Here is a 16,279-nt window from a genome sequence, read left to right as displayed (position 1 = left end):
CGTGCGGCGACGGGCCGGGGACCGAGGGGTGGGCGTGACGACACCGACCAAGCAGGCGACTTCACCGATCAAGCTGCTGGACGGGCTGCTGGCTGCCGCGGGGGCCTGCGAACGGCCGGACCTGCAGCGCCGGCTGGAGGCGGCCAAGCGGCGCACCCAGAGCCCGACGGTGCGGGTCCTGGTGGTGGGCGAGCCGGGCCAGGGCAAGAGCACGCTGGTGAACGCGCTCGTCGGCGCCCCGGTCTGCGCCGTGGGGCCGGGCACCCCGACCCGCGTCCCGACGGTGGTCCGGGAGGGGACGACGGCGGCTGCCGCGCTGGTCTACGCCGACCGCTCGGCCGGGGACGACGTCGCCGACGCGCCGCTGGAACGGGTACCGGTCTCGGTGACCGAGCTGTCGGCCCGGGCCGCAGAGGCCGCGGCGGCCCCCTCGGTGGAGGGCGGCCGGTCCTTCCTGCGGGCCGAGGTCGAGCTGCCCCGGCGGCTGCTCACCGGCGGTCTGGAGCTGGTCGACACGGCCGGGGTCGGCGGGGTGGGCACCGGAGCGGAGCTCGCCACCCTCGAGCTGCTGCCCAGCGCCGACGCCGTCCTGCTGGTCAGCGACGCATCCCAGGAGTTCACCGCCCCGGAGATGACGTTCCTGCGGCAGGCCGCGGCGCTGTGCCCCACGGTCGCCTGCGTGCTGACCAAGACCGACGCCTGCCCCGACTGGCGGCGGATCGCCGACCTGGACCGGGACCACCTGGTCACCGCGGAGGTGAGCGCCCCGGTGTTCACCGTCTCCTCGGTGCTCGAGGTGCTGGCGGTCCAGCGCAAGGACCGGGAGCTGCACGAGGAGTCCGGGTTCGGGGCGCTGGCCACCCACCTGCGGCGGGAGGTGGTCGACCGGGCCGAGACCCTGGCCCGCCGGTCGCTGGTGCACGACCTGCGGTCGGTGGCCGACCAGCTGACCCTGGCGCTGCGCAGCGAGCTCGCCGGGCTGCATGACCCGGCCCGGGGTGAGCAGCTGGTCGAGGAGCTGGAGCAGGCCCGGGAGGCGGTGGAGGACCTGCGGCGGCGCTCGTCGCGCTGGCAGCAGGTGCTCGGCGACGGGGTGACCGACCTGATGGCCGACATCGACTACGACCTGCGCGACCGCACCCGGGTGGTCACCCGGGAGGCCGACGCGGCGATCGACGCGCACGACCCCGGCCCGCTCTGGGACGACTTCGCCGACTGGCTCGACCGGCGGGTCTCCGGCGCGGTGGCCGAGAGCTTCGTCTGGGCGACCCAGCGGTCGGAGTGGCTGGCCGCGCAGGTGGTGGAGCAGTTCACCCGGGACGGCGGGGGTGCCCTCCCGGAGCTCCAGGTGGGCGACGGCGGTGACGCGCTGGGTGCCCTGGTCGACCTCACCGACATCGACCGCGGTCAGCTGAAGGTGTCCCAGCGGGTGCTGATCGGGATGCGCGGCTCCTACAGCGGGGTGCTGATGACCGGGCTGGTCACCAGCCTGGTCGGGATGTCGCTGATCAACCCGATCTCGCTGGGCGTGGGGCTGGTCATCGGCAGCAAGGCCTACCGCGACGACAAGGTGGTGCGCCGGCAGCGCCGCCAGACCGAGGCGAAGGCCGCGGTGCGCCGGCACCTGGACGAGGTGGTGTTCCACGTCGGCAAGCAGCTCAAGGACCGGCTCCGGGTCGTGCAGCGCACCCTGCGCGACCTGATCACCGACACGGTGGAGGAGATGTCCCGGACGCTGGCCGAGGCCCACCGCACGGCGCAGCGGGCGGCGAAGACGGCCACCGCCGACCGGGCCGCCCGGATCCGCGAGCTGCGGGGCCGGCTGGAGGAGGTCCAGCGGTTGTCGGCGGAGGTGACCCGGCTGGCCGGGGCGGAGGTGGCGGCGTGAGTGCCGGGGTCGGCCCGGCTCCCGGCCGGGCGCTCCCCGACGACGTCCGGCGCCTGCTGGACGACGCGGTGGAGGTCTACCGCGACGAGCCGGCCGCGGTGGCCCGGCTGCGCGCCTCCCGGGAACGGATGGACGAGCCGCTGCGGGTGGCGCTGGCGGGCCGGGTGAAGGCCGGGAAGTCGACGCTGCTCAACGCCCTGGTGGGGGAGCGGATCGCGCCCACCGACGCCGGTGAGTGCACCCGGGTGGTCACCTGGTATCGGCGCGGCCCGGTGCCGCGGGTGCTGCTGCACGGCGTCGACGGCACCCACCGCGCGCTGCCGGTCCGCCGGGTGCGCGGCGAGCTGCGGCTGGAGCTGGCCGACGCGGCGGTCGACCAGGTGGAGCGGCTGGTGGTCGACTGGCCGGCCGCCGGGCTGGGGACGGCGACGCTGATCGACACCCCGGGCATCTCCTCGCTGTCGGTGGAGAACAGCGCCCGCACCGAGGCGTTCATCGACGCCGGTGACCAGGTCTCCGGCGCCGACGCGGTGGTCTTCCTGACCCGGCAGTTCCAGCCGGCGGACCTGAGCTTCCTGGCCGCCGTCCAGCAGGCCTGCGGTGGCCTGGCGACGACGACGCTGTCGGTGCTGTCCCGGGCCGACGACGCCGGCGGCGGCCAGCTCGACGCGCTGATCGCGGCCGGGCAGCTGGCCCGGCGCACCGCGGAGCAGCCGGCGGTGCGCGCGCTGAGCGCGAACGTGCTGCCGGTGGCGGGGCTGATGGCGCTGGGGGGCCGCACCCTGCGGCACGGGGACTTCGTCGCCTTCCGGGCACTCGCCCGGGCCGACCGCTCCGACGTGGAGACGATGCTGCTCACCGCCGACCGGTTCCGCCGGCCCGAGGTGCCGGTCGACCTCTCCCCCGAGGTGCGGGTCGGGCTGGTCGAGCGGTTCGGCCTGTTCGGCATCCGGATGGCGGTGGCGCTGCTGCGCACCGGGGTGGGCGACGCCCCGACGCTCGCCGACCAGCTGGTGGCCCGCAGCGGGCTGGGTGAGCTGCAGCGCCTGCTGGCCGTGCAGTTCACCGAGCGTGGCGACCAGCTCAAGGCGGCCACCGCCCTGCGCCTGCTGGAACGGCTGCTGCGCGAGCGGCCGGTCAGCGGCGACGGCGAGTTGTGGGCCGGCCTGGAGCGGGCCCGGACGGCGTCCCTGGACCTGATGGAGCTGGACCTGCTGGCCCGCACCCGCTCGTCGGACGGGCCGTTCCCACCGGACGTGCGGGAGGACGCCGAGCGGCTGCTCGGGGCGCACGGCTCCGGGGTCGCCGCCCGGCTGGGGCTGGGCCCGGAGGCCACGCCGGGCGAGCTGCGCGCCGCCGCCACGGCGTCGCTGGCCCGCTGGCAGGCGCACGCGGCCGACCCGCTGGCCCGGAGGGCGACGGTCGACGCGGCGGAGCTGCTGGTGCAGGAGGCGGAGACGCTGCTGCTGGGGCTGCCGAGCGAGGAGGACGAGCAGCCGGCGGGCAGCGGGGAACGGGTCGCCGAGGGGTCAGCCGCGGGGCTCGCGCGACCAGGTGCGTGAGGCCGGCAGGAGCAGGAGCACCAGGGCCAGCGCGACCAGGCCGCCCTGGGCGATCGCGGCGATCCGGTCGACCTCGGGGCCGCCGGTGAGCAGGTCCTGGGCGAGCACGTCCAGCACGATGGTGAGCACGCCCAGCACCAGGAGACCGCGCGCCCAGCCCGACCGGCGCCGCAGGTAGAGCACCAGGCACAGGACGCCGAGCAGGGTCAGGACGGCCAGCGGGCCCAGCACGGCCAGCACCGTGGTGTCCGCTCCCTCGCGGAGCAGCTCCTCCTCGGCGGCCGGGTCGGCGGTCGCGGCGGAGTCGACCAGGCGCTGGCGCAGGTCGGCCAGGTCCAGCGCGGCTGCGGCGAGGGCGACCAGCGCGGCGAGCGTGGCGGCGCACCACGTCCACGCGGCTGCCCGGACGGTCCCGGGTGCCGGGGGCACGACGTAGGGGGCCGGCGGCGCCAGGTCACTGCTCGTCGGCGGCCGGGGCGGGGGCGGCGGGAGGCGTCGCGGTGTGCTGGTCGCCCGGCCGGGAGGCCGCGCTCCGGCGGCGTCCGCCTCGGTCATCCGTCCTCCGTCCCTCCGGCCGGTCCCGGCCACAACTGCGTCGGACACTCGCACCCGGACCGGGCCCGGAGGGCGCGGACCGGTCACCGGGGTGGCGAAGGCCCAGTGTCGGCGTCTTTGCGTCACGGGACGATTGCTCTTGGTCACCGATGTGCGCCCGATCACGCTGTCGGTGCACGTCGGGTGGCCTCGACCACGGAGCCGGCTCCCGGCCTGGTCCGCGCAGTACCGTGCTGGGGGCGGTGGACGCGGTAGGACCAGATCCCGGGGGAGCACGTGCACGGTCCGAGGTACGGCACGACGGCGGCGCGAGCCGGCGCGGCACGGTGACGGACCCGACCAGCCGCGACCAGCCGCCGACAGGGCTCTCCCGGCGCCGGTTCTTCGGGCTCGCCGGCGCGGGCACCGCCGGGGTGATCGCCGCCGGCGCGACCGGGGGCGTCATCGGGCGCGCGACCGCCGAGGTGCCCGCGGCGCCCGCCGACCCGGGAGCCGCTGACGCCGTCCCGTTCGAGGGCGCGCACCAGGCCGGCATCACCACCCCCGCGCAGGACCGGCTGCACTTCCTCGCCTTCGACGTCGTCACCGACGACCGGGCCGCGCTGGCCCAGCTGCTGCGGACCTGGACGGCGGCCGCGCGCCGGATGACCGCCGGTCAGGACGCCGGTGAGGTCGGCGCCGTGCGGGGCGGCCCGGACGCGGTGCCCGACGACACCGGCGAGGCGCTGGGGCTGCCGGCCGCCCGGCTGACGCTGACCGTCGGGTTCGGGCCCACCCTGTTCACCAGCGCCGAGGGCGTCGACCGGTTCGGGCTGGCCGCCCGCCGGCCGGGGCCGCTGGCCGAGCTGCCCGCCTTCCCCGGCGACGCGCTCGACCCGGCGATCAGCGGCGGCGACCTGTGCGTGCAGGCATGCGCCGACGACCCGCAGGTCGCCGTGCACGCGATCCGCAACCTCACCCGGCTGGGCGCCGGGGTGGTCCGGGCGCGCTGGTCGCAGCTGGGCTTCGGACGCACGTCGTCCACCTCCAGCGCGCAGGCCACCCCGCGCAACCTGTTCGGCTTCAAGGACGGCACCGACAACCTGAAGGCGGAGAACGCCACCGCGATCGACCGGTTCGTCTGGGTGGCCGACGGTGACCCGGGGGCCGACTGGCTGGCCGGCGGTTCCTACCTGGTCACCCGGCGGATCAGGATGCTCGTGGAGTCCTGGGACGCCTCGACGCTGGCCCAGCAGGAGGCCACGATCGGCCGCAGCAAGGGCGCGGGTGCGCCGCTGGGGCAACGGGGGGAGTTCGACCCGGTCGTCCTCAGCGAGCTGCCGCCGACCTCGCACGTGTTCCTGTCGCACCCCAGCACCACCGGGACGGCGATCCTGCGGCGCGGCTACAGCTTCGTCGACGGCTCCGACGCGCAGGGGACGCTGGACGCGGGGCTGTTCTTCATCGCCTACCAGCGAGACCCGGCCACCGGCTTCACCCAGGTGCAGCGGGTGCTCAGCGGCGACGCGATGAACGAGTTCGTCCGGCACACGTCCTCGGCGGTCTTCGCCTGCCCGCCCGGGGTCACCGGCCCCGACGACTGGTGGGGCCGAGCGCTCCTCGCCTGAGCGCGGTCGATCGCGGAGGTCCTAGGGTCGGCCCATGCGCTCCGACCGACGACGGCCGTTGCGGGTGGTCATCGCCCCCGACTCGTTCAAGGGCACGCTGGACGCCACGGCGGCCGCCGACGCGCTCGCCGCGGGCTGGCGGCGGGAACGCCCCGACGACGAGCTGGTCACCGTGCCCCTCGCCGACGGCGGTGAGGGGACGCTGGAGGCCCTCGGTCACGACCTGCCGGCGGAGTGCTGGCGCAGCGCGGAGGTGACCGGTCCCGACGGTCGCCCGGTCGACGCCGCCTGGCTGCTGCTCCCCGACGGCACCGCGGTGGTGGAGATGGCCCGGGCCGCGGGACTGCCGCTGCTCCGGCGTCCCGACCCGCTGGGCGCCACCACCCGTGGGCTCGGCCAGCTGCTCGCCGCGGTCGTCGCCGACCCGGCCGTGCACCGGGTGATGCTGACCCTCGGCGGCTCGGCGACCACCGACGGCGGCACCGGTGCCCTCGCCGCGCTGGGGGCCCGGTTCGTGGACGCCGACGGAGCGGAGCTGCCCCCGGGCGGTGGCGCGCTGGCCCGGCTCGCCCGGGTCGACCTCGGCGGGCTGACCCCACCGCCCGACGGCGGGGTGCAGTGCCTGGTCGACGTGACCGCACCGCTGCTGGGGCCGCTGGGCGCGGCCGGTCAGTTCGGCCCGCAGAAGGGCGCCACGCCCGACCAGGTGACCGTGCTGGACGGCGCCCTGGCCCGGCTGGCGGACCTGCTCGGCGGGGACCGGGAGGCGCCCGGTGCCGGCGCGGCCGGGGGAACGGCGTACGGCTTCGCCGCCTGCTGGGGAGCGGAGTTCGTCAGCGGCGCCCGGGCGGTGGCCGCCGCGGCCGGGCTGGACGACGCGCTGCGGGACGCGGCCCTCGTGGTGACCGGGGAGGGCCAGTTCGACGCGCAGTCGCTGCGCGGCAAGGTCGTCGGTGACCTGGTGGACCGGGCGGGGGCCGCCGGCGTGCCGGTCGCCGTCGTCGCCGGCCGGGTGGACGCCGCCGACGACCTGCCGGTCGCCCGGGCCCTCTCCCTCACCGAGCTGGCCGGTTCGGTGGCCGGTGCCATGTCCGAACCGGCACGCTGGCTGGCCGCGGCCGGGGCGCAGCTGGCCCGGGAACAGTCCGTCACACTCTGACGTTGACGGCGGAGGTCGACGGCCGCCCGACGCATGTGTACGAGCGCCCGGAGGGGGCATCCCCTCCCCGGTGCCCGGCACGCTTCCGGCTGCCTGGGCACCGATCTGACGAGCACGCAGGACGAGGGGGCGGCAACACGGTGGTGGAGCCCACGAGGAAGAGCCTCGGGAACCGCTACGAGCTGCTGACCCTGCTCGCTGCCGGCGGGATGGGGCAGGTCTGGCGCGCGGAGGACCACCTGCTCGGCCGCCCCGTCGCGGTCAAGGTGCTGCGCAGCGAGTACACCGGCGACGAGCTGTTCCTGGCCCGCTTCCGTGCCGAGGCCCAGCACGCGGCCGCACTGAGCCACCCGAACATCGCCGCCGTCTACGACTACGGCGAGGAGCCGGCGATCGACGGCTCCGGCGAGCACCTGGCCTACCTGGTCATGGAGCTGGTCGAGGGCGAGTCGCTCTCCGCCGTCCTGGCCCGGCGTGGCGCCCTCGGTGCCGACGAGACGCTCGACGTCCTGCGGCAGACCGCCTCGGCGCTGGCCGCGGCGCACGACGCGGGCGTGGTGCACCGGGACGTCAAGCCCGGCAACGTGCTGGTCCGGCAGGACGGCACCGTGAAGATCACCGACTTCGGCATCGCCTGGTCGGCAGGCAGCGTCCCGCTGACCCAGACCGGGCAGGTGGTCGGCACCGCCTCCTACCTCTCCCCGGAGCAGGCGGCCGGCGCACACGCGACCCCGGCCAGCGACGTCTACGCCCTGGGCATGGTCGGTTACGAGTGCCTGGCCGGGCACCGCGCCTTCGACGGCGACAACTCGGTGGCCATCGCGCTGCGGCACCTGCGTGACCAGCCCGAGCCGCTCCCCGAGAGCCTGCCCGCGCCGGTGCGCACGCTGATCGAGCGGGCCCTGGTCAAGGACCCGGCGCAGCGGTACCCGGACGGCGCCGCGGTCGTCGAGGCGATCGACGAGGTGCTCGCCGGCCGTCAGCTGCCGCCGGTCCAGCGCACCGACACGCAGAGCTTCTGGCTGCTCCCCGCCCCGGCCGCCTACACCGAGGGCGGGCCGGCGACCGACCCGGGCGCGCCCGTCGCCGGCCGGAGCCGGCCGTTCGGTCGCGTGCTCGTGCCCCTGGTGGCGCTGCTGGCGGGCGCCGGCATCGCCGCCGCGCTCTTCCAGACGCTGGCGCCGACCGGGACGACGACGACCGCCGCCGCCGCGGACGCGCCGGCCACGGCCACCGCCGCACCGGACTCGCTGGTGCTCGACGCCGAGGACTACCTGGGGCGTCCGGTCGGTGCGGTCCGCGCCCAGCTGGAGGCGATGGGGCTGCTCGTCGAGGTGCAGCCGGTGACCACCGACGCGGCCGCGCCCGACTCGGTGGTCGACGTGGCCCCCCTGGCAGTGCAGCTGCAGGCCGGGGACACGGTGCTGCTCAGCTACGCCGTGGCCCCCAGCGAGTCGTCGGCACCCAGCCCGGAGGAGGCCGACGTCCCGGCGGTGGCGGTCGTCGAGGCGCCGCCGGACACCTCCGCGCCGGCGACGACCTCGAGCGCCGCCCCCAGCACCACGCCGGCCACCGGGCCGACCACCTCCCCCAGCGGGCAGCCGACCACCCCCAGCACCCCGAGTGGCGACACCGACGAGCAGGGGACGACGCCCCCGGCCGACGACGGTGACGAGGACGAGGACCAGGGCGGTGACGACGGCGGGAGCGACGACGGAACCGGCGGCGGCACCGGCACGGGTGGTGGCACGGGCACGGGCACGGGTGGTGGCACCGGCACGGGTGGTGGTACCGGCACGGGCAACGGGAACGGCGCGGGCAACGGTGCCGGGAACGGCGCGGGCAACGGTGCCGGCAACGGCAATGGAAACGGCAATGGCAACGGCGGACGCGACGGCTGACCGGAACCGACCAGCGGCGGTCCCGCACCGGTAGGGTCCGGCCGATCAGTCCGGCTGCACCGTCGCAGCGGGACCGTGGACGGCGCGAGGTGTCGTGGACGCAGTGGGGGAGAGCTCGCCCAGCGGGACGCCGCCCGTCCTCGCCGATACCACCGGGCACCCGCAGCCCGATCACGCGGCGGTCTTCGCCGCGATGCCCACCCCCTACGTGGTGCTCACCCCTGAGCTCGTCATCGCCGACGCGAACCCGGCCTACCTGTCCGTCACCGGGCGGACGCTGGCCGATCTGGTCGGCCGCTCGTTCTTCGACGCCTTCCCGGGCAACCCGAACGACGTGGACGCCGACGGCGGGGCGGGGAGGATCCGCACCTCGCTCGAGCGGGCCCGGGACACCGGGCGTCCCCAGACGATGCCGGTGCAGGAGTACGACGTCCCCGACGGTGCGGGTGGCTTCCGGAAGCGGTTCTGGAGCCTGATCAGCGTCCCGGTCCTGGACGAGGACGGGCGCTGCTGCCACCTCCTGCAGCGGGCCGAGGACATCACCGACTACGTGCGGGACCAGGCGGTCGAGGCGCACCCCAGCGCCCAGGGGAAGAAGTGGCAGCGCCGGGTGCTGCAGGTGGAGAGCGACCTGTTCGCCCGCGGCGCGGAGCTGCGCGCGGCCCGTGAGGCCGAGGCCGACACCGCCAACCGGCTGGCCGCGCTCTCCGACGTGGCGCTGGCCCTCGGGCAGGCCGACACCCTCGACGAGCTGGCCCGGGTGGTCACCGACCGCGGGCTGGTGGCCCTGGGGGCCTACGGCGGCGCGGTGGCCGTCTGCGAGGGCGACAACGGGCTGCGCATCGTGCTGACCCAGGACCTGGGCGCCGCGGACGCCGGCGTCGACACGCTGCTGCGCCTGGACGCCGGGTACCCCGGCTGCGTGGCCGCCCGCACCGGGGAGCGGGTGCTGCTGCCCGACCCGGCGGCCAGCGTCGCCTTCTCCCCGGAGCTGGCCGCGCTGATGACCGACACGGTGGCCCAGGCCTGGGCGGCCGTGCCGCTGGAGAGCGGCGGACGCCGGATCGGGTCGCTGAGCGTGGCCTGGGACAGGCCCCGCACGCTGGACGAGGGGGAGGTCCAGCTGCTGCTCGCCCTGGCCGCCCAGTGCGCCCAGGCCCTGGAGCGCATCCGCGCCCGGGACGCCGAGCGGGCCCAGCACGCGGTGGTGCAGGGCATGGCCGAGGCGCTGCAGCGCAGCCTGCTCACCGAGCCGGCCCAGCCCGACCACCTGGAGGTGGCCGTCCGCTACGTGCCGGCCGCGTCGCTCGCCCAGGTGGGCGGGGACTGGTACGACGCCCTCCTGCTCGGCGACGGCCGCACCACGCTGGTGATCGGTGACGTCACCGGGCACGACCGGCACGCCGCCGCGGCGATGGCGCAGGTGCGCAACGTGCTCCGGGGGGTGGCGCACAGCATGCTCGGCTCGCCGGCGGCCGTGCTCAGCGCGCTGGACCGGGCCATGCAGGACCTCGCGGTCGACACGCTGGCCACCGCCGTCCTGGCCACGGTCGAGCAGGGGCCGGCGGAGGCCGCGGCCGGGCGGCGGCTGCTGCGCTGGAGCAACGCCGGCCACCCGCCCCCGCTGCTGATCGGCCCCGACGGCGGCGTCGTCGTGCTGGAGCGGGACCCGGACCTGCTGCTGGGCCTGGACCCGGGGGTGGAGCGCACCGACCACACGCTGCTGCTGGAGCCGGGCACCACGCTGTTGCTCTACACCGACGGGCTGGTCGAGCGCCGGGGCTCGACGCTGGACGAGGGCACCGCCTGGCTGGTGGAGGTGGTCGGCGCCTGGGGTGGCCGTCCGCTGGACGAGCTGTGCGACCGGCTGCTGGCCGAGCTGGCCGGGTCGGTCGAGGACGACGTGGCGCTGCTGGCCGTCCGGGCCCACCCCACGGACCGGCCACGTCCGCCCGGGGCCGGGCCGGAGCGGTTGCCGCCGGCGCACAGTGCCCGGGGCGGGCGCCGCTGAGCGGCAGGCGTCAGGCCGCCGTCCGGCGGGGCAGCACCCGGCGCCCGGCGGCCCGGCCCGCGAGCACCAGGCAGGCGGCCGCGGCGGCCAGGGCGAGCCGGCCGGGGGAGGCGTCCAGGCCGCCGAGGAGCAGCCCGACCGCGGCGGACACCACCGCGGCGGTGAGCAGCTGGTCACGGCCCTGCCGCCACCCGGCCACGGTGAGCAGCACCGCGGCGACGACGAGCACCCGGGCCGGGTGCGCGGCCCCCGCCAGCTGACCGGACCAGGACAGCCCCAGGGCGCCCGCCGCACACACCGCCGCGGCGAGCAGCCAGCCCCCACCGCGGCTCACTCGCCGCGGCCCGGGGACAGCCACAGCGCGGCCGCCCCGGCGGCGAGGGCGGCGGTCAGCCAGAAGCCGCGGTCGCTGGCGACCAGGGGCAGGGCGACCAGCACCCACGTGGCGGCGAGGGCGGTCAGGCCACCGGCGGCCACCCGCCACGCCGCCCGGGCTGAGAGCGCGTGGCCGGCGAGCGGGGCGAGGAAGGGCACCAGCAGCAGCACGACCCCGACGGTGGCGAACGTCGACCAGGTGGGCACGACCTCCCACAGCGACTGGTTGCCGAAGTCCAGCACCAGGCCGAGCTGCAGCAGCACGAGCGCCAGCCCGACCAGCCCGACGCCGACCAGGAGGGTGCGGTCCCGCACGGCCGACAGCGCCGACCGGCGCCCGCCGCCGGCCGGGGCGGCGGGGGTCATCCCGGTCGCGGTCGTCGGCCCGGGCACCGCCGGCGGCGGCTCGGCGACGGCGGGGTCGCCGGCCACACCGGGGCCGAGGTCGACCGGCCCGGTCGTCCGGCTGGTGTCGTAGGAGGGCTGGTAGGGCTCGTACGGCCCGGTCGCCGCCGCGTCGGGCGCGGGCTGCCCGGGCGCCGCGGGGTGCCCGGTCGCGCTCGCTGCACCGGCGGCCGATGCGCCGTGGGTCGGGGCGTCCTGCGTCGGGGTGCCGTGGACGGGGGCGCTCTGCGCGGCGATCGGCCCGGTGGCCGGGTGCCCGGTGCCGACCGGGTCGGTGCCGGCCGGCGTCCCGGCCAGGCCCGGGACGGGCGCCGTGGCGCTCTGCTGCCACTCCCCGGGCTGCCAGTCGCCCGCCTGCGCGTCGCCGTGCGGCTCCTGGCCCGGTCCGGGACCGGCCTCGTCCTGGGCCGGCTGCGCCTCGGGGCGCTGGCTGGGCGGCAGCAGGATCGACTGGGTGCGCGGGTCCTCCGGCTGCGACGCCGCGGTGCTGCCGGTGCCGGGCCCTGCGGCGCCGTCGCCGTCCGTGCTCGGGTCGCGGTGCGGCTGCGGCTCGGGGATCGGCGGGTGCGGCTGGCTCACGGGTCCTCCTGGTGCGGGGTGGCCTTCGGGTGCAGGTGGCCTGCGGGGTGGTGCGGGAGCCGGCGGGGTGGTGCCGGCGGCGTCGGTGGCCCCGGTCGGTCCGGCCACGGACGGCGGTCAGGGCGCTGATCACGGTAGCGGCGGTGCCCGGGCCGGGTCGCCGTCCCGCGCCGTCGGGGCGTCCGCCACCTAGGGTCGGGGCCGTGGCAGTGCGCGCGGGGATCGTGGTCACCGGCACCGAGGTGCTCACCGGGCGGGTGGCCGACCGGAACGGCCCGTGGCTGGCCGAGGCCCTGCGCACGACCGGCGTCGACGTCGGCTCGGTGGTGGTGGTCGGTGACCGCGCCGACGACCTGCGGGCCGCGCTCGCCTTCCTCGCCGGCAGCGGCGTCGACCTGCTGATCACGACCGGCGGTCTCGGCCCGACCGCCGATGACCTGACCGCCGCGGTGGTGGGCGAGTTCCAGGGGCGGCCCTCCGAGGTCGACCCGGAGCTGGAGCAGCGGATCGCCGCCGTCGTCGAGCGGCTCACCGCGATGCGGGGGTGGGACACACCGCCGGAGGCGGCCGCGGCCGGGATCGCCAAGCAGGCCCTGGTGCCGGTCGGTGCGACCGTGCTGGAACCGGTCGGCACGGCGCCGGGGCTGGTCGTCCCGGTGGCGGAGGGGCGGTCCGGCCCGCCGGTGCTGGTGCTGCCCGGCCCACCGGTGGAGCTGCAGGGCATGTGGCCGGCGGCGCTGGCGGCCGATCCGGTGCGCCGCGCGCTGGCCGGGGCCACCGAGCTGCGCCAGTCGACGCTGCGGCTGTGGGGCACGCCCGAGTCCGAGCTCGCCGCCACGCTGCGCCGGGTGGACGACGAGCTGACCGGCCTGGAGGTGACCACCTGCCTGCGGGAGGGCGAGCTGGAGATCGTCACCCGGTACGACCCGGACGCGGCGGAGGCGTACGACCGGCTGGTGGCGGCGGTGCGAGCCGACTTCGCGGAGACGCTGTTCAGCGAGGGGCCCACGGTCGACGAGCTGGTGGCCACGCTGCTGGACCAGCGGGGCTGGACGGTCGCGGTGGGGGAGGCGGACACCGGCGGGCTGGTCACCGCCCGGCTCACCCGCGCGCCGGGCTCGTCCCGGCGGGTGCTGGGCGGGGTGGTCGCCTACGCCAACGAGGCCAAGGAGCAGCTGCTGGACGTGCCGGTCGCGGTGCTCGCCGAGCACGGTGCGGTCAGCGCGGCGGGGGCGGTGGCGCTCGCCGAGGGCGCCCGGCGCCGGTTCGGGGCCGACCTGGGCATCGGGGTCAGCGGGATCGCCGGTCCGGGCGGGGGCACCGCGGAGAAGCCGGTGGGCACCCTGCACCTGGCCGTCGCCGCCGCGACCGGCACCACCACGGCCGCCCACCGGCTGCGGGGGGACCGGGGTGCCGTCCGGGAGCGGGCGACGACGCTGGTGCTGCACGAGCTGCGGCAGCTCCTGACCGCGGCCGGCTGAGCGTCGCTCAGTCCTCCCAGCCGACCACCCGGCTGCGGCGCTCGACCAGCAGGACGTCGTGCCAGGTGGCGCGGCCGTCGACGATGCGGCGGCCCACCCGCTCCCGTCGGCCCAGCACCCGGAAGCCGAGCCGCTCGTGCAGCGCCAGGCTGCCGGTGTTGGCCGGGAAGACCGCCGAGCGGATCGTCCAGATGCCGTCGGCCTCGGTCGAGTCGACCAGCCCCTGCAGCAGCAGCCGGCCCACGCCGCGGCCCTGCGCCGCCGGGGCCACGTAGACGGAGTGCTCGACCACGCCGGCGTAGGCGTCCCGGGGTGACTCGCGGCTGCAGGCCACCCAGCCGAGCACCGCGCCGGAGTCGTCGGTGGCCACGTGCCGGTGGCCGGGCAGCCGGGTGGCGTCGAACGCCTCCCAGGACGGCGGCTCGGTCTCGAAGGTGGCCATCCCGGTGGCGATGCCGGCGGCGTACACCTCACGGACGCCCGCCCAGTCGGCGGCGGTCATGGCCCGGAGGACCGGTGGTGAGGGAGCGCGAGGGGCGGGCGGCTGCACGCCGTCCATGATCGGCGTCCGGTCCCGGCGACCGGACGGGGGTTCCACGTGGAACCACGGGGCACTGACCGCAGGTGACCTCGTTGACGCTGCACGCCACCGGCCCGGTCGACCCCGCCGAGGTCTGGGACCGCTACCGCCGCCCGGCCCGCTGGCCGGAGTGGTCGCCGCAGATCAGCCGGGTGGAGGCCAGTGGCCCCGAGCTGGTGCCCGGGATGTCCGGCCGGGTGTACGACCCGCTGCGCACCTCGCTGCCGTTCGTGGTGGACGAGGTCTCCGCGGCGGACCGCCGCTGGGCCTGGCAGGTCGTGGTCGGCCCGACCCGGCTCGGGTTGCTGCACTGGGTGAGCCCGGGCCCGGACGGCGGGACGACGGCGGGCCTGCGGGTCAGCGGGTTCGGCCCGCTGGTGGTCGGCTACGCACCGCTGGCGCTGCTCGCGCTCAAGCGGCTGGTCACCCTCACCACCTGAGCGCCCGCCACCTGGGCCGGGCGGTGGCCCCGGTCTCGTACGGTGCGGGGATGAGCGTCACGCACGAGGTGACCAACCAGGTGCCACCGCTGGCCGGTCACGACCCGATCGCCGGGGACGCCGCGCTGGCCGAGGCCTGCCGGCGGCACGCCGACCAGGCCACCCTGGACTCCCTGGCCGGGCTCGGTGCGCTGGCCGGCAGCGAGCAGGCGCAGGAGTGGGCCCGGCTGGCGAACGAGCACCCGCCCCGGCTGCGCACCCACGACCGCTACGGCCACCGGGTCGACGAGGTGGAGTTCCACCCGGCCTGGCACGAGCTGATGGCGGCCGCGATCGGGCACGGCCTGGCCGGTGCGCCGTGGGCCGAGCAGGCGGCCGGGGAGCGGCACGCGCACGTCCGCCGGGCGGTGGGCTACCTCGGCTGGACGCAGGTGGAGGCCGGTCACGGCTGCCCGGTGACGATGACGTACGCCGCCGTCCCGGCGCTGCGCGCGGCCCCCGACCTGGCCGCCGCGCTGGAGCCCGGGCTCACCAGCCGCAGCTACCAGTTCGGGCTGACCGACCCGCGGACCAAGCGCGGGCTGGTCGCCGGCATGGGGATGACCGAGAAGCAGGGTGGGTCCGACGTCCGGGCCAACACCACCCGCGCCGTCCCGGGGGGCGACGGCAGCTGGTCGCTGACCGGGCACAAGTGGTTCACCTCGGCACCGATGAGCGACCTGTTCCTGGTGCTCGCGCAGACCACCGAGGGGCTGAGCTGCTTCCTGGTGCCCCGGGTGCTCCCCGGCGGGGAGCGCAACGTGTTCCGGCTGCAGCGGCTCAAGGACAAGCTCGGTGACCGGTCGAACGCCTCGAGCGAGGTCGAGTTCGACGGCACCTCCGGCTGGCTGGTCGGCGACCCCGGCCGGGGCGTCCCGGCGATCATCGAGATGGTGGCGACCACCCGGCTGGACTGCGTGCTGGGGTCGGCGGCCACGGTGCGGGCCGCGCTCACCCAGGCGGTGCACCACGCCCGGCACCGCGCGGCCTTCGGGGCCCGGCTGGCCGACCAGCCGCTGATGCAGAACGTGCTGGCCGACCTCGCGCTGGAGAGCGAGGCGGCGACCGCGCTGACGGTCCGGCTGGCCGCCGCCCAGGACGCCGGCGAGCGTGACCTGCTGCGGCTGGCCGGTGCGGTGGCCAAGTTCTGGGTCTGCAAGCGCACGCCGACCGTGGTCGCGGAGGCGCTGGAGGTGCTCGGCGGCAACGGCTACGTCGAGGAGTCGGGGATGCCGCGGCTCTACCGGCAGGCCCCGCTCAACTCGATCTGGGAGGGCTCGGGCAACGTGATCGCCCTGGACGTGCTGCGTGCCCTGGGCGCCGGGTCGGCCGCGCTCGCCGCGGTGCGCGCGGAGCTGGAGCTGGCCCGCGGCGCCGACCCGCGGTACGACGCCGCGCTGACCGGGCTGGCCGCCGAGCTCGCCGACCCGGAGCAGCTGCCGCTGCGCGCCCGGCGGATCGCGGGCCGGCTCGCCGTCTGCCTGCAGGCCGCGCTGCTGCTGCGGCACGCCCCGCCCGCCGTCGCCGACGCCTTCTGCGCGACCCGGCTGGCCGGGGACTGGGGCGGGGTGCTGGGCACCCTGCCGGCCGGCGTCCCGGTGCGGCAGCTGGTCGACCGGGCCGCGGTCGAGCCGGCCGGGGCGCGCTCGTGAGCATGCGCCGCCGGCGCCGCGCCACCGCCCCGCCGGGGCCGCCGC

Annotated in this window: 13 protein-coding genes; 9 read left to right on the top strand and 4 right to left on the bottom strand. The window is 77.3% G+C overall.

From position 1 onward, the window contains the following. The first annotated feature begins 34 nt into the window (after positions 1-34). A complete protein-coding gene (locus ACJTNH_RS05265; protein WP_458173329.1) occupies positions 35-1,888 on the top strand; it encodes a dynamin family protein in 1,854 nt (617 codons plus the stop codon). Then, positions 1,885-3,450: a dynamin family protein gene (locus tag ACJTNH_RS05260; protein ID WP_458173327.1), complete on the top strand. Its 1,566-nt coding sequence runs from the start codon at positions 1,885-1,887 to the stop codon at positions 3,448-3,450. The genes ACJTNH_RS05265 and ACJTNH_RS05260 overlap by 4 nt, the downstream gene beginning before the upstream one ends. Here ACJTNH_RS05260 and ACJTNH_RS05255 read toward each other — a convergent pair. Continuing rightward, entirely contained in the window at positions 3,418-4,005 is a 588-nt protein-coding gene (locus tag ACJTNH_RS05255; RefSeq protein ID WP_458173325.1) for a hypothetical protein, read from the bottom strand. The genes ACJTNH_RS05260 and ACJTNH_RS05255 overlap by 33 nt on opposite strands. A 326-nt stretch (positions 4,006-4,331) precedes the next feature. Between ACJTNH_RS05255 and efeB the strand changes: the two genes are divergently transcribed. The 4 genes from efeB (at position 4,332) to ACJTNH_RS05235 (ending at position 10,683) form a co-directional block, all read left to right on the top strand. Then, positions 4,332-5,612 carry an iron uptake transporter deferrochelatase/peroxidase subunit gene (efeB, locus tag ACJTNH_RS05250; protein WP_458173323.1) on the top strand — a complete coding sequence of 427 codons (1,281 nt, stop codon included), beginning with the start codon at positions 4,332-4,334 and terminating at the stop codon, positions 5,610-5,612. A 34-nt stretch (positions 5,613-5,646) separates the two neighbouring features. Further along, positions 5,647-6,771, top strand: coding sequence for a glycerate kinase (locus ACJTNH_RS05245; RefSeq protein WP_458173321.1), 1,125 nt, complete (start codon positions 5,647-5,649; stop codon positions 6,769-6,771). A gap of 143 nt (positions 6,772-6,914) precedes the next feature. After that, the gene (locus ACJTNH_RS05240; protein ID WP_458173319.1) at positions 6,915-8,672 is read left to right on the top strand and encodes a protein kinase domain-containing protein; all 1,758 of its coding nucleotides are present in this window, start codon (positions 6,915-6,917) and stop codon (positions 8,670-8,672) included. A gap of 94 nt (positions 8,673-8,766) precedes the next feature. Next, complete coding sequence (locus ACJTNH_RS05235; protein ID WP_458173317.1) at positions 8,767-10,683, top strand: SpoIIE family protein phosphatase; 1,917 nt, start codon at positions 8,767-8,769, stop codon at positions 10,681-10,683. 10 nt (positions 10,684-10,693) lie between these two features. Here ACJTNH_RS05235 and ACJTNH_RS05230 read toward each other — a convergent pair whose 3' ends face one another. Together ACJTNH_RS05230 and ACJTNH_RS05225 are read right to left on the bottom strand one after the other, a co-directional pair. Further along, the gene (locus ACJTNH_RS05230; protein WP_458173315.1) at positions 10,694-11,017 is read right to left on the bottom strand and encodes a hypothetical protein; all 324 of its coding nucleotides are present in this window, start codon (positions 11,015-11,017) and stop codon (positions 10,694-10,696) included. Then, a complete protein-coding gene (locus tag ACJTNH_RS05225; RefSeq protein WP_458173313.1) occupies positions 11,014-12,042 on the bottom strand; it encodes a hypothetical protein in 1,029 nt (342 codons plus the stop codon). Before ACJTNH_RS05225 ends, ACJTNH_RS05230 begins: the two co-directional genes overlap by 4 nt. 203 nt (positions 12,043-12,245) lie before the next feature. Here ACJTNH_RS05225 and ACJTNH_RS05220 point away from each other — a divergent pair, with 203 nt between their 5' ends. Then, on the top strand, positions 12,246-13,523 hold the full coding sequence (locus ACJTNH_RS05220) for a competence/damage-inducible protein A (protein WP_458173311.1): 1,278 nt from the start codon (positions 12,246-12,248) through the stop codon (positions 13,521-13,523). A gap of 7 nt (positions 13,524-13,530) precedes the next feature. Here ACJTNH_RS05220 and ACJTNH_RS05215 read toward each other — a convergent pair whose 3' ends face one another. Next, positions 13,531-14,025 (bottom strand): N-acetyltransferase family protein, encoded by a 495-nt coding sequence (locus ACJTNH_RS05215; protein WP_458173309.1) that lies wholly within the window; start codon positions 14,023-14,025, stop codon positions 13,531-13,533. A gap of 122 nt (positions 14,026-14,147) precedes the next feature. Between ACJTNH_RS05215 and ACJTNH_RS05210 the strand changes: the two genes are divergently transcribed. Both ACJTNH_RS05210 and ACJTNH_RS05205 read left to right on the top strand, forming a co-directional pair. Next, entirely contained in the window at positions 14,148-14,543 is a 396-nt protein-coding gene (locus ACJTNH_RS05210) for an SRPBCC family protein (protein ID WP_458173307.1), read from the top strand. Between the two features lie 50 nt (positions 14,544-14,593). Beyond that, a complete protein-coding gene (locus ACJTNH_RS05205) occupies positions 14,594-16,234 on the top strand; it encodes an acyl-CoA dehydrogenase family protein (protein ID WP_458173305.1) in 1,641 nt (546 codons plus the stop codon). Positions 16,235-16,279 lie beyond the last annotated feature (45 nt).

The sequence above is a fragment of the Modestobacter lacusdianchii genome (assembly GCF_054177765.1).
This window is presented reverse-complemented; position numbering and strand designations above follow the sequence as displayed.